Raw genomic sequence first — 25,263 nt, forward strand, 5'->3', positions numbered from 1 at the left:
CCGCCGCCGCCCGGTGCCGTCGCGCTGTCCCTTCATTCAGTCCTGCAGGCCCGGCTCACCCGGCGCCAACGGCACCCGCGAGCCATCCAGCAGGCCACGGCTGAGCCTGCCATTTTCGATGAACAGCAGTTCGCCGTTCTCGCCGTTCTTGATGCTGCTGTCGATGGCGATCACGCGGTCGCCATGGAAGCTGCTGACGTGTGGCATCGAGGTGTGGCCGACCACGATGCGTTTGAGCTGCAGGCGGTCGAGTACGGTCTGCACCCCCGCGGTGTCGAGGCGGCCATCGAAGTAGCCGCGGTACCAGATCGGGCTGGTCTTGCCGTCATACAGCGGTGCGGTGGCCGGGTCGGCCTTTACTTCGGCCTTTGGCAGGCCCAGTGACGCCTGGTAGGCCGCATTGGTGCGCGCCGGGTCCAGCGCCAGCTGCACTGCCTCGGGCGAAATACCGCCGTGCAGGAACAGGGTGTCGCCGATCTTCAGCAGCACCGGGCGGGTGCGCAGCCACTGCCCGATCACCGAATCGGCACCGTACAGCTGCGGGTAGCTGCGGCCGAGCAGCTGCGCGCTGCGCAGGTACTTCGGGTTGACGTAGCGCAGGTCGTCGTACAGCACCATGGTTTCGTGGTTGCCGAGCACGAAGTGCACCGCGCCGCCGGCGGCGGCCGCCTGCAGCTGCAGGCCATACAGCAGCCAGAAGGCCTCGGTCACCTGCGGGCCGCGGTCGAACACATCGCCGGCGATGACCAGCGTGTCCTTGCCCAGCGCCCAGCGATCCTGGGCATCGATGACCTGGTGGGCGCGCAGCAGGCGCACCAGCAGCCCGTACTGGCCATGGATGTCGGACAGCGCAACGATGCGCGGCACGGCCGGCAGCACGGAAACCGAAGGCGCATTCGGGGCAGCCACGTGCACCGAGTGCTCGTAGCCGCAGCGCGGGGCGATGTCGGTACCTGCGGCCTGCGTGGCAAGCGTGTGCGACTCGACCTTGTCGTCGCAGATCCACTTGGCCTGCAGCTGGTCGCCCTGGCGGAACACATAGGGGCCATCGGCCTGCACGTGGTCGGCGGGCGCGGCAACCTCGCGGGCCTGCGTGGTTGCTGTGGCGCAGGCCAGCAGCGGCAACAGCAGGGCGGTCAGCAGGGAAGGGCGATCGCGCGACATCGGCGGCATCCAGTGGCGGAAAGACCCGATGCTAACCGGCGCGGGTGTTCGTCGGTGTGCGCGAATGGGCGGATCAGGTGTCGCGCCCGCCGTCCCTGAGCTTGCGCACGCGGGTGGCGGTGGGCTGAAGTGGCTGGCCGTCGCGCCCGCGCGGCTGCATGTAGGGCAGCGGCCGCCGCGTCGCCGATTCGATCAGCTGTGAATGGGCTTCACCGGCCTCGAAGCGATGGCGTTCACCCCATTGGCGCAGCGCGACCAGTAGCGGGAACAGTTCCTGGCCAGCGGCGGTGAGCACGTATTCCTGGTAGGCCGATCCATCGGAGGCCGGCTGCAGCTGCAGGACGCCGGCCTCTACCAGCCGGCGCAGGCGGTCGCTGAGGATGTTGCGGGCCGCGCCGAGGCTGCGCTGGAAATCACCGAAACGGGTGACGCCATCGAAGGCATCACGGATGACCAGCAGCGCCCAACGGTCACCGAGCAGATCGGCGCTGCGGGCGACGGGGCAGGGGCTGTCGGCGTGCATGGTGGACCTCTCTGATGTGGTTGCAGTTTAAAACCAATGGCAGTAGCCTGCATCAAGTTTCAAATTGCAACCACATCATGAGTGCCATATCGCTTCCCCGCCCGCTGCTGGTCCTGCTCGCGGTTGCCGCAGGTGCCAGCGTTGCCAACGTCTATTACGCGCAGCCGCTGCTGGATCAGCTTGCACGCGCCTTTGCGCTGGACCGGGCCGTGGCTGGCGCGGTGCTGGCTGCTACCCAGGCCGGTAGCGTGCTGGCGTTGCTTGGCCTGCTGCCGCTGGCGGACCGTGGTGACCGGCGACGCCTGCTGCGGCTGCAGTTGATCGCATTGGTGCTGGCGCTGCTGTGGCTGGCAGCGTCACGCACGGCGGGCTGGCTGTTGTCGGGCATGCTGCTGGCCGGCTTGCTGGGCACGGCGCTGACCCAGGGCCTGATCGCCTATACCGCCATGCTGGCACCGCCCGAGCAGCGCGGTCGCGTGGTCGGTGTGGTGCAGGGCGGCGTGTTCATCGGCCTGCTGCTGGCGCGCGTGGTGTCCGGTACGGTGGCGGCGGCCTTTGGCTGGCAGATGGTCTACCTGTTGTCAGCGATGGTGATGGCGGGGTTGGCGGCGCTGCTGTGGCGGCGCCTGCCCGCAGTACCGGTGCCGTCGGTTCCCCCACGCTGGCGCGAGCTGCTGGGCTCGATGCTGGGCATGCTGCGCCGCGATCGAACGTTGCGCGAGCGTGGGCCGCTGGCACTGCTGCTGTTTGCCGGCCTCAATGTGTTCTGGGCGGCGGCACCCTTGCCGCTCTCGGCGCCACCGCTGCATTGGTCGACCGCCGCCATCGGTGCACTGGGCCTGGCCGGGGTGATCGGTGCGCTGCTGGCGGCGCGGGTAGGGCACTGGATGGACCGTGGTTTCGCGCATCCGGTCAGCGTCGGTGCGCTGTTGTTGATGCTGGTTGCGTGGTGGCCCTTGCTGGGCCTGCCGCAGTCGCTGTCGTTGCTGCTGTTGGGCGTGATTGTGCTCGACCTGGGTGGGCAGGCACTGCACGTATCTAACCAGGCATTGCTGCTGCGCGCGCCGGCTGAACAGCATGGACGCCTGGTGGCTTTGTACATGCTGTTCTATGCGGTGGGCAGTGGTGCCGGTGCAGCGGCCGGGCCGTGGATGCAGGCGCGCCATGGCTGGCCGGCGGTATGCCTGTTGGGGGCGGGCATCGCGTTGCTGGCGCTGCTCTGGTGGGCAGCGTGGTGGGTGGTGGCGGTGAAAGCAGCGGCCGGCGGCCGTATCGGTAGTGCCGGCTGTCAGTAGAGTCGACTGTCAGCCGACTGCTCTTCGCCCTGCGCGCGAAAAACCCCGCGGTGCGCGCGATAGTCGACCCGCGGTCGACTCTACCTGTCCTGCCGTCATCGCTGCAGTGCGCGCCGTCCCGGCGCTTCCTGCAGGTCCGCACTGGCCACCACCACGCGGTTGCGGCCGCTGCGCTTGGCCTCGTACATTGCCGCGTCGGCACGGGCCATCAGCCGCTCGTAGTCCGGATGGCCGTCGTGGCCGGCCACGCCGATGCTGGCGGTCAGTGCCAGCACCTGGCCGTTGGCCAGTGCCACCGGCGACTGTGCGATCTGCCGCCGCAGGCTCTCGGCGATCACGGTCGCCTGCGATTCGCTGGCAGCCACCAGTACCACCACGAATTCTTCGCCGCCATAGCGGAACAGGTAGTCGCTGCCGCGCGTGAGCTGGCCGAGCAGGCCGGCGACGTGCTGCAACGCGCGGTCGCCGGCATCGTGGCCGTGGCCGTCGTTGATTGCCTTGAAGTGATCCAGGTCGAGCAGCAGCAGCGAGAATGGTGTGCGGTTGCGTGTGGCCAGCTCGATTTCCCGGCGCAGCACGGTGGGCAGGAAGCGACGGTTGAGCAGGTTGGTCAGCGCGTCGCTGCCGGCATCCAGTTCGCCGATGCGCTCGAACAGCAGTGTCATCAGGGTGCGGATGGCGGCCAGGTCCTCGCGGATGGCCGGCAGCACCGCCAGTCGCTGCGCCGGAGCATCGCCGCTCGCGCGCTGCAGGTGGCCATCAATGCGGGCCATCAACTGGCCCACCTGCTGCGTTTCGCTGCTTTCGCCGAAGCTGGGGATGCCCTTGTGGGTGAACCACAGGCCGAACTCCGAGGTAGCCAGGCTGGCGTTGTCGCTGGCCTGCACGTGGCCGGCCAACGCGTAGAGCAGGGCGTTTTCCCAGTCCAGCAGCAGTGCGCGCTGGCGCTCGCGTTCGGTACCGACGTTCTGTACCAGCGAGAACAGCCGGTAGGCGGCGTCGGCACGGGTGGAGCGCTCGCGCGCGTGGGTGTAGGCCAGGGTCATGCCTTCCATGGCGATATCCATGATCGCGCTGAGGCAGTCGATGGCGGCAAAGGCGGTGTCGCTGTCCGGTGCATCGTCGCGCAGGCGCACGAACAGTTCGTGCTTGAGGACACGCGCACCGCGGGTAACCAGGTCGACCGGAATGCCGACGCGGGCGTGCACGTCGCCGATGATCCGCTGTGAGGCCACGGTGTTGGCGATGCCGCTGGCATCAGTGGTCAGCAGCTGCGCCAGCCAGCGCTGCATGGCCGGCTGCAGGCGCTGCTTGACCTGGTCGTGGGACAGGAAACGGCGCGCACGGGTGTCCTGCAGCAGCACTTCGTAAAAGCGCTGGGCCAGCGCGGGTGGGGCATCGGTAGCAGCGGCCTTGAGCAGCGCGGTGGCGGCAGGGCCGGCCTTCAGCAGACACTGCTGCCAGGCCTCGGCCAGCGGCTGGCTGGCATCGTCCAATTGGGGTGGTTCCACGTCGATCTCTGACTGCGTACGGCAAACCACGGGTATCGGCCGCGGCGGCATACGGTTGATGGCGGGTTAGCCGGCCAGTTTACGCGCGGTGCAGGGTTGCACGGTGCGCAAACCACATCGGCGCCGCTGCGGCAATGAGTGAACGCATTTGAGAATCAATCGCATTGATGGGAGAATGCGCGCACGGAACGGGCTGCAGGTGCCTGCTGCAGGACTGCTCCGCCTCCCCCTCGTCGTTGCCTCAAGCCCTTTGCCAGAGGCCCCGTAGCCCTGCCAGAAGGTCCTGATCATGTCCCCTGCCGTTGTCCTTTCGCCGCGCCCGCTGGCGCTTGCCGTTGCCGCCCTGCTGGCCGGCAGCGCCCTGACCGCCCACGCCGAAACCGACGCCACCGATATCGACACGGTGCACGTCACCGCCTCGCAGATCGCGCGCCAGGCCCTGGGTACCTCGACCATCACCGCAGAGGACATCGCCAGGCGCCCGCCGGCCAACGACATCGCCGAGCTGCTGCGCACCATGCCCGGCGTCAACCTGACCGGCAACAGTGCCTCGGGCCAGTACGGCAACAACCGCCAGATCGATCTGCGTGGCATGGGCCCGGAAAACACCCTGATCCTGGTCGACGGCAAGCGCATCGGTGCGCGTGATGCCGTGCGCATGGGCCGCAGCGGTGAGCGCAATACCCGCGGCGATACCAACTGGGTGCCGGCGGAAATGATCGAGCGCATCGAAGTGCTGCGTGGCCCTGCAGCGGCACGTTATGGCTCGGGTGCTTCCGGTGGCGTGGTCAACATCATCACCAAGCGCCCGACCGGCGACCTGACCGGCGCGGTCGACCTGTATGGCCTGGTGCCCGAGCACAGCGCCGAAGGCGGCAGCGAGCGCGTCGGCCTGCAGCTGAGCGGGCCGATGACCGACACCCTGTCGTTCCGCCTGTACGGCAATCTCAACAAGACCGACGCCGATTCGCTGGAACTCAATCGTGACTTCGCGACGAATCCGAACGCGGTGCCGCCGGCCGGTCGCGAGGGCGTCAAGAACCGCGATGTCAACGCGCTGCTGCGCTGGGACGTGACCGCCAACCAGGTGGTCGAATTCGAAGCCGGCACCAGTCGCCAGGGCAACATCTATGCTGGCGACCGCGCGGTCAGCACCACCGGTACCTCGACACCGATCGATCTGGGGGCGTTGGCCGAGCAGCAGGCCGAGACCAACCGCATGTACCGCAACACCGGCGCGATCACCCATCGCGGCCGCTGGGGTGATGTGACCTCGCGGGTAACGGCTGCAGTGGAGGCGGTGAACAACTCGCGCATCAACGAAGGCCTGGCCGGTGGCCCGGAGGGCAGCTTCAACGGCACCGACTGGTCGACCTCGCGCCTGCGCAACTACCAGCTGGACGGCGAAGTCAGTTTCCCGACCACGCTGGGTGGTGCCGAGAACATCTGGACGCTGGGCTTTGAATACCTGGACAGCCGCCTGACCGACCCGTACTCGATGAGCCAGTCCAGCAGCAGCGGCGGCGGCATCCCGGGGCTGTCGGCCGATCGCGCACGCGGCAAGTCCGACGCGCAGACCACCGCCGTGTTCGTGGAAGACAACATCTACCTGGGCGAGCGCTGGATCGTCACCCCGGGCCTGCGCTTCGACCACCACAGTCAGTTCGGCAACAACACCAGCCCCAGCCTCAACGCGCAGTTCCGCATCAACCGCGACTGGGTGGTGAAGGGCGGTATCGCCCGTGCATTCAAGGCGCCGAACCTGTACCAGTCGAATCCGGACTATCTGTATTACACCCGGGGCAATGGCTGCCCGAATGCACTGCCGAGCCTGGGCGCCGGCTGCTACATGCGCGGCAACTCGGACCTGAAGGCGGAAACCAGCCTGAACAAGGAACTGGGTATCGAGTGGGCTCCGCAGAGCGGCTGGCAAGCGTCGTTGACCTACTTCCACAACGACTACAAGGACAAGATCCAGGCCGGGTACAACCAGATCGGGCTGACCGCCGACACCAAGGGCCGCATCTTCCGCTGGGAGAACGCACCCAAGGCGATCGTGCAGGGTCTGGAAGGCAACCTGGTGGTCCCGCTGCTGGGCGAGCAGGGCAACCGCCTGAAGTGGAGCAACAACTTCACCTACATGGTGGAGAACGAGAACAAGAGCACCGGCCAGCCGCTGTCGGTGATTCCGAAGTACACCGTCAACACGATGCTGGACTGGCAGGCCACCGACAAGTTGTCGCTGCTGCTGACCGGCACCTTCTACGGCAAGCAGAAGCCGGCCACCACCAACATCAACAATGATCCGCGCTGCACCGGCACCTGCGATCCGTCGATCGCGCTGCAGGACCGTGGTGCGTACAACATCTGGGGCGTGAGCGCGCGCTACAAGGTGACCGAGACGGTCAGCTTCGGTTTCGGCGTCAACAACCTGGCCGACAAGCGCCTGTTCCGCGAGGCCAACAGCAGCGATGCCGGCGCGGCGACCTACAACGAGCCGGGCCGCGCGTACTGGGCCAGCCTGCGCTTCGGGTTCTGACCGCAGGCGGACGTCGGTCCGCTGCGTTCGCCAGGCGTGGCCTGGCGTTGCCGGCCGCGCTCCGGTAGCACCGGGCCATGCCCGGTGAGGGACCGCGTGGCCTGCAATGTTATAAACACCGTGATAGTTTCCCAACGCCCTCCGGCGTAGCCTGCCTCCCATCGCAAAGGAGCTGTTGCCATGGGCCACGACCACGATCACCTGCCATCCGAGATCCGCCACGAGAAACCCTTGTGGTGGGCACTCGGCCTGACCTCCACCTTCCTCGTCGTCGAGGTGGTGGGCGCGTTCTGGACCAACAGCCTGGCACTGCTGTCAGACGCAGCGCACATGGCCACCGATGCGCTGGCGCTGATGATCGCACTGGTCGCGGTGCGGCTGAGCCGGCGCCCGCCGGACGCGCGCCGCACCTACGGCTATGCGCGCCTGGAAGCGCTGGGCGCGATGATCAACGGCGCGATGCTGTTCGTGGTTGCCGGCTATATCCTGTGGGAGGCCATTGGACGTTTCCGCGAGCCGCAGGAGATTGCCTCGTCGGGCATGCTGGTGATTGCCGCGGCGGGCCTGGTCATCAATCTGATCTCGATGCGCCTGCTGCAGGCCGGCAGCGGCGAGAGCCTCAACGTGAAGGGCGCCTACCTGGAAGTGTGGGCAGACATGCTCGGCTCGGTGGCCGTGATTGCTGGCGCGCTGTTGATCAAGTGGACCGGCTGGAAGCCGATCGACCCGATCCTGGCGGTGCTGATCGGCCTGTGGGTGTTGCCGCGCACCTATGTGCTGATGCGCGAGGCGATCAACGTGCTGCTGGAAGGCGTGCCCAAGGGCATGGACGTGGCCAAGGTGCGCGACAGCCTGTCCGGCCACGCTGCGGTACTGGACGTGCATGACCTGCATGTGTGGGCGCTGGCCTCCAGCACCCCGGCGCTGACCGCGCACATCGTGATGCGCGACGGCACCGATGCCGATGCGCTGCGTCGTGATCTGGGCGGGCGCCTGCACGATGACTTCGGCATCGAGCACGTGACACTGCAGATCGAAGCGGACCACTGCGGCGAAGCCTGTGGTGAGCCGGCGCCGGCCAAGGCCGGCGAGCACGAGGGCCATGAAGGCCATGACCACGGCGAGGACGCGCAGGGCCACCGCGGCCACGTGCATCGCTGAACGAGGATGGCGACCGCGCCGGGTGATGCCCGGTGCGGTCATTCGTCCCGTCGCGAGGCCAGCCGATCCGCCAGCCGGGTCGGTTCCGGCAGCCGGTACCCGCGCAGGGTGCGCTGTACCCAGTCCAGCGCGGTATCCGCACTGACCCGATGGCCACCGGCCACGAACAGCGGCTTGCAGCGAATCTTGCTGCGCAGCACCCAGCCCAACTGTTCATCGCCATCCAGCAGCGGCGTATGCGCACCGGCCTCGGCGCCCGGTTCGACGAACCTGCCCACCAGCTTCGACTTGGCCACGCCGATGCTCGGCAGGTCGGTGACCACGCCCAGATGCGCGGCCACGCCCAATCGTCGCGGGTGGCTGATGCCATGGCCATCGACGAACACCAGGTCCGGCGTATGCGGAAGCAGCGCCAGCGCGGCCAGCAGTGCCGGCAGCTCGCGGAAGCTGAGCAGGCCGGGGATATAGGGCATCACCGTGGGGATGCGCGCGATCTCCTGCGCCACGGGCTGCAGCGTCTCCGCGTCCAGCAGTACCGCCGCGGCGCGTGTGATGGCGCCATCATCCTCGAAGCCGACATCCAGCCCGGCCAGCCAGCGCACCGTGCGTGGCAGCCGGTCCTGGCGTTCCACGCGACCGGCCAGCTGGATCTGCTGCTCGCGGGCCGCGGCGACGCTGCCTTCCCAGCGTCCGGGGTCGATCACCGTATTCATTGGTTGCAGCATCGCATGTGTGGGGCCACGGCACGGTGAGCGGCGCCCGGGGCTACAATGGCGGCCTGCCTTTCCTCGCGTTGGAGACCCTGCAGTGACCCGTAAACTCGTACTGTTGCGCCATGGCCAGAGCCAGTGGAACCTGGACAACCGCTTCACCGGCTGGGTCGATGTCGACCTGACCGAGCAGGGGCGCCGGGAAGCGGCTGCCGCCGGTCGCCTGATGCGCGAGGAAGGCCTGCAGTTCGACGTCGCCCACACCTCCGTGCTCAAGCGCGCCATCCACACCCTGCAGGGTGCGCTGGCCGAGCTGGAGCAGGACTGGCTGCCGGTGAACAAGTCCTGGCGCCTCAACGAGCGCCACTACGGCGGCCTGCAGGGCTTGGACAAGGCCGAGACCGCGGCCAAGCACGGCGAGGACCAGGTCAAGGTGTGGCGTCGTTCGTACGACATCCCGCCGCCGGCGATGGACCTGGAAGATCCGGGCCACCCGATCCATGACCGTCGCTACGCTGGCCTGGACCGCAACGCGTTGCCGGGCACCGAATCGTTGGCGACCACGCTGGACCGCGTGCTGCCGTACTGGCACGACGCCATCGCGCCGCAGCTGAAGGACGGCAAGACCGTGCTGGTCACCGCCCACGGCAACTCGCTGCGCGCGCTGTACAAGTACCTCAACAACGTCTCGCGCGAGGAAATCCTCGAGCTGAACATCCCGACCGGCATCCCGCTGCTGTTCGAGTTGAACGACGACCTGACGGTGCAGTCGTTCCGCTATCTGGGCGACCCGGAAGCAGCGCGCAAGGCCGCTGAAGCCGTGGCCAACCAGGGCAAGGCGAAATAAAACAGAAGGCCGGCGCAAGCCGGCCTTCGTTTTTTTGTAGAGTCGAGCCATGCTCGACTGCTGTTGGCCTCTTGCCGCAAGGACAATAAACCCGGAACGGAGAGCAGTCGAGCATGGCTCGACTCTACATAAGCGCGTCCTGTGACCTTTGGCCGGTCCCACCGCAGGCCTCCCCGGCTACCCTGTGAAATTACCCGCAGGAGAGCCTCATGAACGTCCGCAACCTGGTCCCGCTGGGCCTGACCATCGCCATCGCTGCCTCGCTGGCGGCCTGTGGCAAGAATGAAACCGCGCCGGCGGCCAGCGCCGACGCCAAACCGGCCTTCGACCTGTCGCAGATCAAGACGCCGCTGATCTCGCTCAACAGCGCCGACCTGGATCCGTCCATCTCGGCCTGTACCGACCTCAACGGCTTCGTCAACAGCAAGTGGCTGAAGGCCAACCCGGTGCCGGGCGACCAGACCACCTGGGGCAGCTTCGAGATCCTGCGCGAGCGCTCGCTGGAAGTGCAGCACGCACTGGTGCAGCAGGCCGCGGCCAGCCAGGCCAAGGCCGGCTCGGTGGAAGCCAAGATCGGTGACATCTGGAAGACCGGCAACGATGAAGCCAAGATCGAAGCCGCCGGCCTCGCTCCGCTGCAGCCGCAGCTGGACAAGATCACCGCGCTGAACGACACCGCCGCCATCACCCAGTACCTGCGCGACAGCCAGGCCGAGGGCAAGGGCGTGCTGTTCTCGCTGTTCGCCAATGCCGATTACAAGGATTCGGCCAACGTCATCGCCTACGTCGGCCAGGGCGGCCTGGGCCTGCCGGAGAAGGGCTACTACTTCGATGACGCGCAGGCCAAGATCCGCGACGCCTACGTGGCCTACATCGCACAGGTGCTGACCCTGTCCGGCGTGGACGCGGCGCAGGCCGCCGAGCAGGCCAAGGCCGTGATGGCCTTCGAAACCCGCCTGGCCAAGGCCTCGATGTCGCGCATCGAAATGCGTGACCCGGCCAAGCGCTACAACCCGCTCAGCGCCGCCGACGCCGACAAGCTGACCCCGAACTTCAGCTGGACCGCGCTGTTCGACACCCTGAAGGTGCCGGCCGCGCAGAAGTTCTCGCTGGCCCAGCCGGGCTTCTTCAGTGAAATGGACAAGATGCTGGCCGACGTGCCGGCCGCCACGTGGCAGGCCTACCTGCGCTTCCACACCATCGACGACGCCTCGCCGTACCTGAGCAGCCAGTTCGAGAAGGCCAACTTCGATTTCTATGGCACCACCCTGCGTGGCCAGAAGGAAATGCAGCCGCGCTGGAAGCGCGTGCTGGAGTCGGTCAACGGCGGCATGGGTGAAGCCCTGGGCCAGCTGTACGTCGACGCCGTGTTCCCAGCCGAATCCAAGGTGGCCATGCAGCACCTGGTGGAAAACCTGTCGCAGGCGCTGAAGGCGCGCCTGGAGCAGCTGCCGTGGATGGGCGAAGAAACCAAGAAGAAGGCCCTGGAGAAGTGGGCCAGCTTCACCCCGAAGATCGGTTACCCGGACAAGTGGCGTGACTGGGCGGGCCTGCAGACCAACGGCGACAGCTACCTGGGCAACATGCAGGCGGCGCGTGCGTTCAATTACCGCTACATGCTGGACAAGATCGGCAAGCCGGTGGACAAGACCGAGTGGGGCATGACGCCGCAGACCGTCAACGCGTACTACAACGCCACCAAGAACGAGATCGTGTTCCCGGCCGCCATCCTGCAGGCGCCGTTCTTCGACGCCAAGGCCGATCCGGCGCTGAACTACGGCGGCATCGGTGCGGTCATCGGCCACGAGATGATGCACGGCTACGACGACTCGGGCAGCCAGTTCGCTGCCAACGGCAACTTCGACAACTGGTGGACCGACGCCGACCGCAAGGCCTTCACCGAACGTACCGACCAGCTGGTCGCGCAGTTCGATGGCTATGAATCGGTGCCGGGCGTGTTCGTGAAGGGCAAGTTGACCCTGGGCGAGAACATCGGCGACCTGGGCGGCCTGACCGTGGCCTACGACGCGTTGCAGATGGCGCTGAAGGAAGATCCGAAGGCGAATGTCGAAGTCGATGGTCACAGCCAGGACCAGCGCTTCTTCATGAACTGGGCCACCGTGTGGCGCCGCAACTTCACCGACGGTGAGCTGCGCGTCCGCCTGAACACCGACCCGCACGCGCCGGCCAACTTCCGTGCCAACGGCGCGCCGTCGAACATGCCGTCGTATGCCGCTGCGTTCCAGTGCAAGGCCGGCGACGCGATGGTGCGTGCCGACGACAAGCGCGTGGTGATCTGGTAATCGATCGCACGTGATGCGTGATGCAGAAGGCCCGGCGAATGCCGGGCCTTTTGTTTGTCTGATCGGTAGCGCCGGGCCATGCCCGTCTCAGGCCAGCGCCGGCTCCTGCGCCAGCATGCGATGGAAGCGCTGCAGCACGTAGGGATCGATCAGGCCGCCGGATTGCTCGTCAATGATCCGCAGCACCTTTTCGTGCTCCATCGCGGTGCGGTAGGGACGCACGCTGGTCATCGCGTCGTAGGCATCGGCGATGGTGACGATGCGTGCACCGAGTGGAATGTCTTCGCCGCGCAGGCCATCGGGATAGCCACTGCCATCGAAGGCCTCGTGATGGGTGCGGATCAGCCGTGCCACCGGTACGGCATCGCTGCGGCCGGTGGCCATGAAAATGTGCTCGCCACGCACCGGATGCTCGCGCATGATCGCGCGCTCCTCGTCGGTATGCCGGCGCGGGGCCAGCAGCACATCGTCGGGAATGCCGATCTTGCCGATGTCGTGGAAACGGGCGGCCAGGCCGATCTGCGCGCAGGCTTCATCGTCGAGATCGCAGCGTGCGGCCAGGCGCTGCGCGAGCAGTCCGACGCGATCGCAGTGGTGGCGGGTGTAGGCGTCGCGCATCTGCAGCGACATCGAGAGGGCATCGATCAGGCAGGCCTGCGCGTGCAGCAGGTCGGGGGCGGGTACGGCGTCAGGAAACATGGTCATCCGCCCGCACCGGGTGGGGACCGGTGCGGGGTATTCGGGGGCGATCAACCCGGGGCGAGGGTGGTCAGAAGGGCGCGGGCCGCATTGAAGCGGTCTTCCGGCAACGGCAGCGGGTGCTTGATGCGCAGCTTGTCAGGCCCTTCCATGGCGTAGAGATTGGGTTGTTTCTGGATCAGCTGGATCACCGCCATCGGATCGATGTTCGGCTTGGACTCGAACACGATGCGGCCACCGTTCTCGCCCAGGTCCAGCTTGCGGATGCCCAGCGTATTGGCCTTCAGCTTCAGCTCGGCGATGGCGAACAGGTGCTTGGCCGCATCCGGCAGCAGGCCGAAGCGGTCGATCATCTCCACCTGCAGTTCGCGCAGCGCATCACTGTCGCGCGCGCTGGAAATGCGCTTGTACAGGGTCAGGCGGGTGTGCACGTCCGGCAGGTAGTCTTCCGGAATCAGCGCCGGCACATGCAGCTCGACCTCGGCACCGCGCACTTCCTCGCCGGCATCCAGGTCGGGCAGTTTGCCCTGCTTGATGCTGCGCACCGCGCGCTCCAGCAGCTCGGTGTAGAGGCTGAAGCCGACCTCGGCCATCTGCCCGCTCTGGTCCTCGCCCAGCAGTTCACCGGCACCGCGGATTTCCAGATCGTGCGTGGCCAGGGTGAAGCCGGCACCGAGCTCGTCCATCGACGCGATCGCTTCCAGGCGCTTTTCCGCATCCGGGGTGATCGAGCGGCGGTCGGGCGCCACCAGGTAGGCGTAGGCGCGGTGGTGCGAACGACCGACGCGGCCACGCAGCTGGTGCAGCTGGGCCAGGCCGAAGCGGTCGGCGCGGTTGATGATGATGGTGTTGGCGTTGGGGATGTCGATGCCCGATTCGATGATCGTGGTCGACAGCAGTACGTTGAAGCGCTGCTTCTGGAAATCAAGCATCACCTTTTCCAGCTCGCGCTCGGGCATCTGCCCGTGGGCGATGCCGATGCGCGCCTCCGGCACCAGCTCGGACAGCTCGCGCTGCATGCGGCCGATGCTTTCCACGTCGTTGTGCAGGAAGTACAGCTGGCCACCACGCGCCAGCTCGCGCTGGAAGGCTTCGCGCAGCAGCGCATTGTCCCACTGGGTGATGAAGGTCTGCACCGCCAGCCGGTTCGGCGGCGGCGTGGCGATGATCGACAGGTCGCGCAGGCCGGCCATGGCCATGTTCAGCGTGCGCGGAATCGGCGTGGCGGTCAGTGTGAGCAGGTGCACGTTGGCGCGCAGCGCCTTCAGTGCTTCCTTCTGGCGTACGCCGAAACGCTGCTCCTCGTCGACGATGACCATGCCCAGGTCCTTGAACTTCACGTCCGGCTGCAGCAGGCGATGGGTACCGACGATGACGTCGATGGTGCCGGCGGCGACCTTTTCCAGCTCGGCCTTGATTTCCTTGGTGGTCTTGAAGCGCGACAGCACCTCGACCTTCAGCGGGTAATCGGCGAAACGGTCGCGGAAGTTGCGGTAATGCTGTTCGGCCAGCAGCGTGGTCGGCACCAGCACGGCCACCTGCTTGCCGGCACTGGCGGCGGCGAATGCCGCACGCACCGCCACCTCGGTCTTGCCGAAGCCTACGTCGCCGCAGACCACGCGGTCCATCGGCTGGCTGCTGGCCAGGTCGCGCAGGGTGGCGTCGATCGCGGCCAGCTGGTCCGGGGTTTCCTCGAACGGGAAACCGGCCGCGAACGGTTCGTACATCGCGCGGTCTACCTGCAGCGCCAGGCCAGCACGGGCCTGGCGGCGGGCCTGGATCTCCAGCAGCTCTGCAGCCACGTCGCGCACCTTCTCGGCGGCCTTGCGCTTGGCCTTGCTCCACTGTTCGCCGCCCAGCGAATGCAGCGGCGCGGTTTCCGCCGAAGCACCGGAGTAGCGGCTGATCAGGTGCAGCTGGGCGACCGGCACATACAGGCGGTCGCCCTTGGCGTATTCGATTTCCAGGAACTCGCCGGGCATGCCGCCGACGTCCATCGCAATCAGGCCGCGGTAGCGGCCGACGCCATGGTCCTCGTGCACGATCGGCGCACCCTCGGTCAGTTCACCGAGGTCGCGGATGATCGCTTCCGGCTCGCGGCCGGCACGGCGCGTGCGGCGGGTGCTGCCGGCGCGCTCGGGGAACAGCTGGCGCTCGGTCAGCACCGCGATGCGCGGATCGTCCAGTGCGAAGCCATCCTCCAGCGGCGCCACCGCGATCGCGAAGCGCGCATCGTCGGCGAGGAAGCTGGGCAAGTCGGCCACCACCGGCGGCTTCAGCTCGGCGGCCTGCAACACTTCCAGCAGCGCCTCGCGACGCCCGGGCGAATCGGCGGCAATCAGCACCCGGCCCGGATAATGGCCGAGGAAGGATTTCAGCGCGTCGCCAGTGGGGGCCTCGCGCGCGGCCACCGGCAGCGGCGGCAGCGGCTGGTCGCCCAACGCATGGGCATCGGCGATGCGCGCGTGGTCAGCCGACCACACTTCGATGCGCGGGGCATCGTTCAGACGCTCGCGCAGTAGTTCCGGCGACAGATACAGCGCCGACGGCGGCAGCAGCGGCCGTTCCACATCGTGGCGGCGCTGCTCGTAACGCTCGCCGGTCTGCGCCCAGAACGCCTCGGCGGCTTCGCCGGCACCGGCGCAGACCACCGGCAGGCTGCCGTCGGGCAGGTAGTCGAACAGGGTCGCGGTGCGTTCGAAGAACAGCGGCAGGTAGTACTCGACGCCGGCCGGGGCCAGCCCGGACTTCAGATCCTGGTACAGCGCGCTGCGCCGGGTATCGACATCGAAGCGTTCGCGCAGCGTGGCCAGCACGCGGGCGATGCTGGCTTCGTCCATCGGTACTTCGCGGCCCGGCAGCATGTGCACCGCCTCGACCTTGTCGAGCGAGCGCTGGCTTTCCGGGTCGAAGGCACGGATCGAGTCGATGTCCTCGTCCAGCAGCTCCACCCGCAGCGGCTCGTCGGCGCCCATCGGGAACACATCGAGCAGGCCGCCGCGCACGGCGAAGTCACCCGGGTCCATCACCTGCGGGACGTTGCGGTAACCAGCACTTTCCAGGCGACGCTTCTCGGCTTCCAGATCCAGGCGCTGGCCGACCTTCAGGTCGAAGCTGCCACCGATCACGTAGCTGCGCGGGGCCAGCTGCTGCAGCAGGGTCTGCACCGGCACGATCACCAGGCCGCGTTTCAGCGTGGGCAGGCGGTGCAGGGCGGACAGGCGCTGCGAAATGATGTCCGGATGCGGGCTGAAGCGGTCGTAGGGCAGGGTTTCCCAGTCCGGGAAGGCCACCACCGGCAGGGCCGGATCGCCGCCGAGCAGGGTCTGCAGGTCGGCTTCAAGCTGGTTGGCTCCGTGGTTGTCACGGGCGATCACCAGCAGCGGGGCGTCGTGCGCACGCGCGGCCTGGGCCAGATACCAGGCCAGGGCGGTCGGCGATGCGGGGGCGCGCCACCAGGCGCGGAGCTGGCCGGCGCGCGGCAGCGGCGGGGCGGGGTATGAGGTACGCGACATGGACCCCGGATTTTAGCAGAAGCCCGATCGAAGCCCGGCGAGTCGTGCCGGCCGTTGGCCGGCCGCCTCATGTGCGGTTGGGGGAACGCAATGCCGGCCAGCGGCCGGCACTACCGGAATGACGCGCCGGGCGATGCCCGGCGCATCCATCAGTTGTCCAGCTCCAGCACCATCCGCACCAGGCCTTCGGCACCGGTCGGGTGCGGGACCGGCTTGAAGCCCAGCGAGGCGGCCAGCTGCTTCATCGGCTCGTTCTCGGCGGCAACGTCGCCGTAAAGACGGTCCAGGTACTTGCCGCGGCCCCACTTCACCAGCTTGCGCATCAGCTGCCGGCCGAGGCCCTGGCCAATGAGGAAGCGGCTGATCAGGATCGCGTACTCGGCTTCACGGGTACCGGGGATGATCGAGGCCCGGGCGACCGCGCCGACCACCGCTTCGCCAGCGGGCAGGGATTCGGCTGCGACCAGGGTGATCTCGGTCTTGGGATTCGGGTGGGTCAGGCGCTGGGTGGTTTCCGGCGACAGCTCGGTCACCGCCTGCAGGAAACGATCACGGATTTCTTCCGGCCCGAACAGGCTGAACGCCGCTTGCAGCGGCGCGCCATCTTCCGGGCGGATGGGGCGGATCAGCAGCTCGTGGCCGCTGGGAGCCTTGAAGATCTCATGCCAGGGCGGCATGCGGTTGCGAGTGGCCATACCGGGTGATTCCTTGGTGGTCCATCGATTGTGGCATCACCGGGGCTGCATTCCGTGAACGAAAGGCTCACAGCGGTACAGCCTCGTGAAGGCCGTTATTCGGGGGCTTTGAGCCAATCCAGGCGGGTGCTGGCACCGGGTTCACCCAGGTGCTGGCGCAGCGCCGGCAGGGCCGGGCCGACCACCCGGTCGAACTGCCAGGGCGGGTTGAGCAGCAGCATGCCGCTGCCGTTGAGGCGCAGCGGCGAGTCGTCCGGCCGCACCAGGAACTCGATCGTCATCGCCGATTTCACCGGCAGGGCGGTGGCCTTGCGCAGGAAGTGCAGGATGGTGCGGCGCTGCTTGATCGGGAACCACACCGCGCAGGTAGCCTGCGGCCAGCGCGCCAGGGTCTCGGCCAGCGCGGCCAGGACGGCCTGGTATTCGGCGTCCTGGGCCTCGTAGGGCGGGTCGATCAGCACCAGGCCGCGGCCGATCTTGCTGCCGTTGAACTTCGGCGGCAGCAGCGAGCGCAGCAGCGCATAGCCATCGCCCGCCCGCACGTCGACGCGGCTGTCATGGGCGAACAGGGCCTTCAGCGTGGCCGTTTCGGCTTCCTGCAGCTCACAGACCGCCATGCGGTCCTGCGCGCGCATCGCCTGCGCGCTCAGCAGCGGCGAGCCCGGGTAGTTGGTCAGGGCGCCCACCGGATTATCGGCCTGCACCGCCTTCAGATAGCGCTCGACCACCTCCGGCAGCTTGGGCTGGGCCATCAGCCGCATGATCCCGGATTCAGCCTCGAGGGTCTTGCGGCTCTCTTCGCTGGCCAGCAGGTAGCGGCCGGCGCCGCCGTGGGTGTCGAGCACAAAGAACGGGCTGTCCTTGCGCTTGAAGCTGTCGATCAGGGCCAGCTGCACGATGTGCTTGAGCACATCGGCGTGGTTGCCGGCATGGAAGGCGTGGCGATAGTTCATGGGCGGCAGTGTACGGGGCGGCGGCCGCAGCGGCTATGCTGCGCGCCATGACAGCTCCTGTTGCCCATGTCCTGGTGGTCGAGGACGAAGCCGCCATCGCCGAAACCGTGCTCTATGCGCTGCGCAGCGAGGGCTATGCCGCCAGTCACTGCCTGTTGGGCGGTGAGGCCCTGCAGCGGCTGCAGGCCGGCGATATCGATGTGCTGGTGCTGGACGTGGGCCTGCCCGATCTTGGCGGCTTCGAGGTCTGCCGGCGGCTGCGTGCGCAGCCGGGGCCGGCGGCGCAGCTGCCGGTGATCTTCCTGACCGCGCGCAACGACGAAGTGGACCGCGTGCTCGGCCTGGAGCTGGGCGCCGACGACTACATGACCAAGCCGTTCTCGCCGCGCGAGCTGGTCGCACGGGTGCGTGCACGCCTGCGCCGTGCGGCGCCGGTCGTCGCAGCGCCCAGCGCCGATGCGGGCTGGCAGGAGCATGGCGCGTTCGCCATTGACCGCGAGGGCCGGCGCATCCGCTTCCGCGGCCATGCGCTGGACCTGACCCGCTATGAGTACGCACTGCTGGAAGCGCTGCTGCAGCGCCCGGGTGCCATCCTCAGCCGCGCGCAGCTGATGGACCGGGGCTGGGACAGCAGTGCCGACAGTGCCGACCGCACCGTCGACACCCACGTCAAGACGCTGCGCGCCAAGCTGCGCGCGGCCGGTGCCAGCGACGACCCGATCCGCACCCACCGTGGCCTCGGCTACGCGCTGGAGGTCTAGCCGATGCGCCTGGTACTGAAGCTGTTCCTCGGCTTCTTCCTGATCACCGGCATCGCCGCGTTCTTCGTGATGCGCGTGTTCGTCAACGAGGTGAAGCCCGGTGTGCGCCAGGCGATGGAATCGACCCTGGTCGATGCGGCCAACGTGCTGGCCGAGATGGCCGCCGCCGACGTCAAGGACGGCACCATCCGCAGCGGCAGCTTCACCCGCAACCTGGCCAAGGCGCGGCAGCGCGACCTGAAGGCAATGGTCTGGCGTTTCCCCAAGCGCTCGCTGGATTACCGGGTGACCATCACCGATGCCAAGGGCATCGTCATTTACGACTCGCTGGGTCGTGACCTGGGCCGCGACAATTCGCGCTGGAACGATGTCTACCGCACCCTGCGCGGTGAGTACGGCGCGCGTTCCAGCCCCGAGATTGCCGGCGAAGAGGGCGATACGGTGATGCATGTGGCGGCGCCGGTATATGACCCGGCCGACGGCCGCACGCTGATCGGCGTGCTCAGCCTGGCCCAGCCGAACCGCAGCATCGATCCGTTCATCGCTGCCAGCCAGCGCGCCATCATCGAGCGTGGTGCGTGGCTGATCGGGCTGTCGGCGCTGGTCGGCGTGCTGGTGACGATGTGGCTGACCACCGGCCTCGGCCAGCTCAGCCGCTATGCACGCGCGGTCAGCGCGGGCGAACCGGTGCCACCACCACGGCGCCGCCGCGACGAGATCGGCGATCTCGGCCAGGCGCTGGAAACGATGCGCCAGAAGCTCGAAGGCAAGGCCTACGTCGAGCAGTACGTGCAGTCGCTGACGCACGAGATGAAGAGCCCGCTGGCGGCGATCCGCGGTGCCGCCGAGCTGCTGCAGGAGCCATTGCCGGAGGCCGATCGCGTGCATTTCGCCCGCAGCATCGTCGACCAGCAGGAGCGGCTGACCGAGACCATCGACAAGCTGCTGGCGCTGGCCGAAGTGGAACAGCACGGCTGGCTGCAGACGCGTGACCCGATCGCGCTGCCGGCATTGCTGGCCGATGCGGCGGCGGCCGCGCAGGTGCGCGCGCAGGCGGCCGGCGTGCAGGTCCGCATCGGCAGCGTGCCCGACCTGCGGGTGCAGGGCGACGCCTACCTGCTGCGGCAGGCACTGCACAACCTGATCGACAACGCGATTGCCTTCTCGCCGGCCGGCGCGGAGATCGCGCTGCAGGCCGAGGTGGACGGGCAGGGCGTGCGCCTGCAGGTGGCCGACCGTGGCGCCGGCATTCCCGACTACGCGCGTGAGCGGGTGTTCGAGCGCTTCTATTCGTTGGCCCGCCCCGGCAGCGGGCGGCGCAGCTCCGGCCTGGGCCTGCCGTTCGTGCAGGAGGTCGCGCGCCTGCATGATGGGCGTGCCAGCGTGGATATCCGCGAGGGCGGCGGCACCGTGGCCAGCCTGTGGCTGCCTTTGGGTGTGCCAGGCCAGCGCCCGCGCCGCTGACTTCACACTCGCTTCAAATTCGCCACAAACCCTGCTCACCGCGGCGGTCCATCCTGCAGCCCTCTCCAACGAGGATGGACCATGAAATCCCTGAAGATGCTGCTGCGGTTCGCCATTGTCGGCGGGCTGATCCTGCTGCTGCTGGTGCCGCTGACGATGATCCGCGGGGTCATCAACGAACGTAGCGCGTACCGCGACGAGGCCTTCTCACGGGTGGCCGACAGCCGCGCCGGTGCACAGCAGCTGGTGGGCCCGGTGCGGGTGGTGCCGTGGGTGGAACGCAAGCAGGTTGAACTGGTCGACCCGCTGGGCGTCAAGAAGACCGAGGTGCAGGTCACCGAGGGGCACTGGCTGCAGATGCCGGCGTCGCTGGAGGTGGGCGGCGAGATGCTGCCGAGCCAGCGTGAGGTCGGCCTGTTCAAGGTGCCGGTGTACAGCTGGAACGGCCAGATGAAGGCGACGTTCGCTGCAGACGACTATCCGGTGAAGGCCGGCCGCAGCTATGGCCAGCCGTATGTGGCGGTGGGCATTTCCGATGTGCGTGGCCTGGTCGGTACGCCGAACCTGCGCGTGGATGGCAAGCAGCTGCGCCTGCTGCCTGGCGTTGGTGCGGCCAGCGAGGTGGGGCGAGGCCTGCACGCACCGGTGGCCGGATTCGCCGAAGACCATGGCGGCACGCTGGCTGCCAGCACCGTCGAACTCGAGCTGCGCCTGGATGGCAGCCGCATGCTGTCGGTGGTGCCGGTGGGCGATGACACCAAGATCGCACTGCGTTCGAGCTGGCCGCATCCGTCATTCAGCGGTGCGTTCCTGCCCAACGAGCGTCGCGTCGACGCACAGGGCTTCGATGCGCGCTGGGCGGTGTCTTCGCTGGCCTCCGATGCACAGCGACAGCTGCGCAATGATGGTGCGGTCGAGTCGCAGGCGGTGACGGTGTCACTGGTTGATCCGGTCGATGCCTACACCCAGGCCGACCGTGCCTCGAAATACGGCGTGCTGTTCGTGCTGCTCACCTTCGTCGGCTTCATCCTGTTCGAGCTGATCAGGTCGCTGCGCATCCACCCGCTGCAGTACCTCATGGTGGGCCTGGCGCTGGCGATCTTCTTCCTGCTGCTGATCAGCCTGTCCGAGCACATCGCGTTCTGGAAGGCCTACCTGGTCTCGGCGGTGGCCTGTATCGGCCTACAGGCGGTGTACCTGGCCAACGTGCTGGGCCACTGGAAGCGCGGCCTCGGCTTCGCTGCGCTGCTGACCGTGTTGTATGGCGCGCTGTATGGCCTGCTGGTGTCGGAGAACAACGCGCTGCTGATGGGTTCACTGCTGCTGTTCGTGATCCTGGCGCTGGCGATGTGGGTGACCCGCCGGGTGGACTGGTACGCGCTTGGCGCGGAACTGAAGTAAGGAGCACGCCATGAGCTGGCGCCAGGGATTGCGGCAACGGGCACGGCAGGGCATTCCGGCCCTGCTGGAAGTGGATGCGCTGCTGCAGGCACATGGCGTGCTGGCGGCCCTGCCGGGGGCACGGATCGCCCCCGGCCTGGTCCGCTTCCAGCTGGCGGCGGCGACCTGCGAGGGACTGCAGGGCCAGGGACTGGCCTGGCTGCAGGGCGCACGGCAGGGACGCGGTGCGCTGGCCGGCAGGGTGCCGCGCTACCGGCCATGGAAGGCCGGGGCGGAGGCGCTGGCCGAGATAGGTATCGGCGGCCTTCCGGATGGCTGGCCGGCACACGCGGCGGTGTACGGCTGCAGCAGCATCGACCGGCGGCACTGGTTGCTGCTGCTGCCCGAGCGGGCGCAGTTGTGGCTGGGATGGAGTGGATGATTCGGTTGTTCATCCACGCATGGCGTGGATCTACTGTCGCTGTCCATGACCGATGGGACGGTATCCGCGCGCCCCTGCTGGCTAGACTCGATGGGTTGATGATCGAGCCGAAGGGCAGGGGTGCGATGTGTTGAAGTGGGGCATGCTGGCCGCAGCGCTGGCGATGGGTGGCAATGCAGGCGCGCAGCAGCGCGAGCCGGTGGACCTGGACATGGTCAGCCGCATCCGCCAGGAGGCCTTCCACCGTTCGCAGGTGATGGACACCTTCAGCTACCTCACCGAACGCATCGGTCCGCGCCTGACCAACTCGCCGGCGATGGGCCGCGCCAATGCGTGGACGCGTGGCAAGTTCAACGAATGGAAGCTGGACAACGTCCACGACGAAGCCTTCGACGACTTCGGGCGTGGCTGGGAGTTCACTTCGGCCAGCGTAGAGATGCTCGGTGACCGCGTGCAGCCGCTGCATGCGCTGCCCAAGGCCTGGACCCCTGGTACCAAGGGCCCGGTTGAAGGCGAGCTGGTGCAGGTCGAGATCAAGAAGCCCGAGGACATCGAGAAGTACCGCGGCAAGCTGCGCGGCAAGATCCTGCTGCTGGGCGAGGCGCGCGAGTACAAGCGCGGCACCGAGGCGGATTCGCACCGCCACGACGCCACCTCGCTGGAGGGCCTGCAGGAGTTCACCCTGCCCAAGGACAAGGACGCCACCGCCGAGCGTGCGAAGCGGGTCAAGGAATACCAGGAACGCCAGCAGCTGGCGACCAAGGTCAATGCGTTCTTCGTGGAAGAAGGCGCGCTGGCCTCGATCAGCATCAGCAGCTGGGACAACGGCATCATCCGCGTTGCCGGTGGCGGCTCGCGCAAGGCCGGTGAATCGGTGGGCATCCCCGAACTGGCGATGATCAGCGAACACTTCAATCCGCTGGTGCGCGCGCTGGAGGCCAAGCAGACCGTGCGCCTGCGCGTGGATGTGGCTGCGCGCTTCACCGACGAGGCCGACCAGCCGGGTTACAACACGCTGGCCGAGATCCGCGGCAGCAGCAGGCCCGATGAAGTGGTGATGATCGGCGCGCACCTGGATTCCTGGCACAGTGGTACCGGTGCGGCCGACAACGCGGCCGGCGTGGCGGTGATGATGGAAGCGATGCGCATCCTCAAGGCCACCGGCGCCAAGCCCAAGCGCACCATCCGCGTGGCGCTGTGGAGCGGCGAGGAGCAGGGCCTGATCGGCTCGCAGGCCTATGTGGCCAAGCACTTCGGCCGTTTCCCGGAACCCACCGATCCGGCGCAGAAGGCGCTGCCGGCCTCGCTGCGCGAGCCGACCGGCGCGCTGCAGAAGACCCGCGACTACGGCAAGTTCCAGGTCTACTTCAACATGGACAACGGCTCGGGCCGCTTCCGTGGCATCTATGCACAGGAAAACCTGGCGGCGATGCCGATCTTCGAAGCCTGGCTGGCCCCGTTCCATGACGTCGGCGCCACCACCGTGGCCACCCGCAACACCGGCAGCACCGACCACATCAGCTTCGACCGCATCGGCCTGCCGGGCTTCCAGTTCATCCAGGACCGGCTGGACTACTTCACCAACGTCCACCACAGCCACCTGGACACCTGGGACCACGCCGAACCGGAAGACCTGAAGCAGGCCGCGGCCATCGTCGCCTCGTTCGCCTACAACGCCGCGATGCGCGAGCAGTCCTTCCCGCGCAAGGTAGAACCGTAAAAGGGGACGGAGGGGATTAAGTCGTTTCTCCCCTCCGTTTCCCGGTCGCAGCCCCAGGAGCTGGGCAATCGCGACTTAATCCCCTCCGTCCCCTTTTTCCGTCGGGGGCGGTGGGCTGGTAAAATCGGGGGATTCCCGTTCCTCGAGCCGTCCATGACCTGCCGCACCCGCTTCGCCCCCAGCCCCACCGGTTACCTGCACATCGGCGGTGCCCGCACCGCGCTGTACTGCTGGCTGGAGGCCCGCCACCGTGGCGGCGAGTTCGTGCTGCGCATCGAGGACACCGACCGTGAACGCAGCACCCAGGGCGCGATCGACGCGATCCTGGAGGCGATGGAGTGGCTGGGCCTGGACTATGACGAAGGCCCGATCTACCAGACCGACCGCGTCGCCCGTTACCTGGAAGTGGCCGAGCAGCTGGTGGCCGACGGCAAGGCGTACTACGCCTATGAGACCCGCGAAGAGCTGGACGCGATGCGCGAGGCCGCCATGGCCAGGCAGGAGAAGCCGCGCTACAACGGCGCTGCACGCGAACTGGGCCTGCCGCGCAAGGACGACCCGAACCGCGTCATCCGCTTCAAGAACCCGCTGCAAGGCACGGTGGTGTTCGACGACCTGATCAAGGGCCGCATCGAGATCGCCAACAGCGAGCTGGATGACATGGTCATCTTCCGCCCGGACGGCTACCCCACCTACAACTTCGCGGTGGTGGTGGACGACTGGGACATGGGCATCACCGAGGTCATCCGCGGCGATGACCACATCAACAACACTCCGCGCCAGATCAACCTGTACGAAGGCATCGGCGCGCCGGTGCCGAAGTTCGGCCACATGCCGATGATCCTGGACGAGCAGGGCGCCAAGCTGTCCAAGCGCACCGGCGCGGCCGACGTGATGCAGTACAAGGACGCCGGCTACCTGCCGGACGCGCTGCTGAGCTACCTGGCCCGCCTGGGCTGGTCGCACGGTGACCAGGAGCTGTTCAGCCGCCAGGAGCTGATCGACCTGTTCGACGTGAAGGACTGCAACTCCAAGGCCTCGCGCCTGGACATGGCCAAGCTGGGCTGGGTCAACCAGCACTTCCTGAAGACCGAGGACGTGGCCGCGATCGTGCCGCACCTGGTCTACCAGCTGCAGAAGCTGGGCCTGGACGTGGCCGCCGGCCCCGCCCCGGAGGACGTGGTGATCGCCCTGCGTGAACGCGTGCAGACCCTGAAGGAAATGGCCGAGAAGGCCGTGGTCTGGTACCAGCCGCTGACCGAGTACGACGAAGCGGCGGTGGCCAAGCACTTCAAGGCCGGTGCCGAAGTGGCGCTGGGCAAGGCCCGCGAGCTGCTGGCCGCCCTGCCGGAATGGACCGCCGAGTCGGTGGGCGTCGCCCTGCACGACGCGGCCGCAGCGTTGGAAATCGGCATGGGCAAGGTGGCCCAGCCGCTGCGCGTGGCCATCACCGGCACCCAGGTCAGTCCTGACATTTCCCATACCGTTTACCTGGCCGGCCGCGAGCAGGCCTTGAAACGCATTGATGTGGCCATCACCAAGGTAGCAACGGCCTGAGGCATCCTTGCCAGGCCCGAACCG

General features: G+C 67.6%; 19 protein-coding genes. 11 read left to right on the plus strand and 8 right to left on the minus strand.

The features are described 5' to 3' along the window. Positions 1–36: 36 nt before the first annotated feature. Complete coding sequence (locus ACZK3W_RS06955; RefSeq protein ID WP_180837966.1) at positions 37–1,164, minus strand: metallophosphoesterase; 1,128 nt, start codon at positions 1,162–1,164, stop codon at positions 37–39. Positions 1,165–1,237: 73 nt separating this feature from the next. Beyond that, positions 1,238–1,687, minus strand: coding sequence for a winged helix-turn-helix transcriptional regulator (locus ACZK3W_RS06960; protein WP_049399611.1), 450 nt, complete (start codon positions 1,685–1,687; stop codon positions 1,238–1,240). Positions 1,688–1,764: 77 nt separating this feature from the next. On the opposite strand from ACZK3W_RS06960, the gene ACZK3W_RS06965 reads away from it, so the two are divergent. Then, the gene (locus ACZK3W_RS06965) at positions 1,765–2,982 is read left to right on the plus strand and encodes an MFS transporter (RefSeq protein WP_478450604.1); all 1,218 of its coding nucleotides are present in this window, start codon (positions 1,765–1,767) and stop codon (positions 2,980–2,982) included. Positions 2,983–3,077: 95 nt separating this feature from the next. Here ACZK3W_RS06965 and ACZK3W_RS06970 read toward each other — a convergent pair whose 3' ends face one another. Then, the gene (locus ACZK3W_RS06970; RefSeq protein WP_478450605.1) at positions 3,078–4,493 is read right to left on the minus strand and encodes a GGDEF domain-containing protein; all 1,416 of its coding nucleotides are present in this window, start codon (positions 4,491–4,493) and stop codon (positions 3,078–3,080) included. Positions 4,494–4,782: 289 nt separating this feature from the next. Between ACZK3W_RS06970 and ACZK3W_RS06975 the strand changes: the two genes are divergently transcribed. Both ACZK3W_RS06975 and ACZK3W_RS06980 read left to right on the plus strand, forming a co-directional pair. Further along, positions 4,783–7,032 carry a TonB-dependent siderophore receptor gene (locus ACZK3W_RS06975; protein WP_180837969.1) on the plus strand — a complete coding sequence of 750 codons (2,250 nt, stop codon included), beginning with the start codon at positions 4,783–4,785 and terminating at the stop codon, positions 7,030–7,032. Positions 7,033–7,212: 180 nt separating this feature from the next. Beyond that, positions 7,213–8,193, plus strand: coding sequence for a cation diffusion facilitator family transporter (locus ACZK3W_RS06980; RefSeq protein ID WP_107432646.1), 981 nt, complete (start codon positions 7,213–7,215; stop codon positions 8,191–8,193). Between the two features lie 38 nt (positions 8,194–8,231). Here ACZK3W_RS06980 and nfi read toward each other — a convergent pair whose 3' ends face one another. Continuing rightward, a complete protein-coding gene (gene nfi / locus ACZK3W_RS06985) occupies positions 8,232–8,906 on the minus strand; it encodes a deoxyribonuclease V (RefSeq protein ID WP_478450606.1) in 675 nt (224 codons plus the stop codon). Between the two features lie 94 nt (positions 8,907–9,000). Between nfi and gpmA the strand changes: the two genes are divergently transcribed. Both gpmA and ACZK3W_RS06995 read left to right on the plus strand, forming a co-directional pair. Next, positions 9,001–9,750: a 2,3-diphosphoglycerate-dependent phosphoglycerate mutase gene (gene gpmA, locus ACZK3W_RS06990; protein ID WP_019337589.1), complete on the plus strand. Its 750-nt coding sequence runs from the start codon at positions 9,001–9,003 to the stop codon at positions 9,748–9,750. 209 nt (positions 9,751–9,959) lie between these two features. Then, positions 9,960–12,053: a M13 family metallopeptidase gene (locus ACZK3W_RS06995; RefSeq protein ID WP_478450607.1), complete on the plus strand. Its 2,094-nt coding sequence runs from the start codon at positions 9,960–9,962 to the stop codon at positions 12,051–12,053. 87 nt (positions 12,054–12,140) lie between these two features. Here ACZK3W_RS06995 and ACZK3W_RS07000 read toward each other — a convergent pair whose 3' ends face one another. The 4 genes from ACZK3W_RS07000 to ACZK3W_RS07015 form a co-directional block, all read right to left on the minus strand. Then, positions 12,141–12,758: an HD-GYP domain-containing protein gene (locus ACZK3W_RS07000; RefSeq protein ID WP_046983231.1), complete on the minus strand. Its 618-nt coding sequence runs from the start codon at positions 12,756–12,758 to the stop codon at positions 12,141–12,143. Positions 12,759–12,802: 44 nt separating this feature from the next. Continuing rightward, positions 12,803–16,267, minus strand: coding sequence for a transcription-repair coupling factor (gene mfd, locus ACZK3W_RS07005; protein ID WP_180837971.1), 3,465 nt, complete (start codon positions 16,265–16,267; stop codon positions 12,803–12,805). A gap of 149 nt (positions 16,268–16,416) precedes the next feature. Continuing rightward, positions 16,417–16,962 (minus strand): GNAT family N-acetyltransferase, encoded by a 546-nt coding sequence (locus tag ACZK3W_RS07010; protein WP_004150340.1) that lies wholly within the window; start codon positions 16,960–16,962, stop codon positions 16,417–16,419. Between the two features lie 95 nt (positions 16,963–17,057). Then, positions 17,058–17,915, minus strand: a complete 858-nt coding sequence (locus ACZK3W_RS07015) for a 23S rRNA (adenine(2030)-N(6))-methyltransferase RlmJ (RefSeq protein ID WP_024958156.1) — start codon at positions 17,913–17,915, stop codon at positions 17,058–17,060. 35 nt (positions 17,916–17,950) lie between these two features. Here ACZK3W_RS07015 and creB point away from each other — a divergent pair, with 35 nt between their 5' ends. The 6 genes from creB to gltX all read left to right on the plus strand — a co-directional run bounded on the left by creB (position 17,951) and on the right by gltX (position 25,239). Continuing rightward, positions 17,951–18,676, plus strand: a complete 726-nt coding sequence (gene creB, locus ACZK3W_RS07020) for a two-component system response regulator CreB (protein WP_080355454.1) — start codon at positions 17,951–17,953, stop codon at positions 18,674–18,676. A 3-nt stretch (positions 18,677–18,679) separates the two neighbouring features. Then, positions 18,680–20,140 carry a two-component system sensor histidine kinase CreC gene (gene creC / locus ACZK3W_RS07025; protein WP_125895781.1) on the plus strand — a complete coding sequence of 487 codons (1,461 nt, stop codon included), beginning with the start codon at positions 18,680–18,682 and terminating at the stop codon, positions 20,138–20,140. 81 nt (positions 20,141–20,221) lie between these two features. After that, positions 20,222–21,541: a cell envelope integrity protein CreD gene (gene creD / locus ACZK3W_RS07030; RefSeq protein WP_110711667.1), complete on the plus strand. Its 1,320-nt coding sequence runs from the start codon at positions 20,222–20,224 to the stop codon at positions 21,539–21,541. A gap of 10 nt (positions 21,542–21,551) precedes the next feature. Continuing rightward, a complete protein-coding gene (locus tag ACZK3W_RS07035; protein ID WP_125895780.1) occupies positions 21,552–21,962 on the plus strand; it encodes a hypothetical protein in 411 nt (136 codons plus the stop codon). A 142-nt stretch (positions 21,963–22,104) separates the two neighbouring features. Beyond that, complete coding sequence (locus tag ACZK3W_RS07040; protein WP_121503870.1) at positions 22,105–23,682, plus strand: M20/M25/M40 family metallo-hydrolase; 1,578 nt, start codon at positions 22,105–22,107, stop codon at positions 23,680–23,682. Positions 23,683–23,835: 153 nt separating this feature from the next. Then, positions 23,836–25,239, plus strand: coding sequence for a glutamate--tRNA ligase (gltX, locus tag ACZK3W_RS07045; protein WP_125895779.1), 1,404 nt, complete (start codon positions 23,836–23,838; stop codon positions 25,237–25,239). The last annotated feature ends 24 nt before the right edge of the window (positions 25,240–25,263 follow it).

The organism is Stenotrophomonas sp. 80084_Sma (assembly GCF_056481995.1).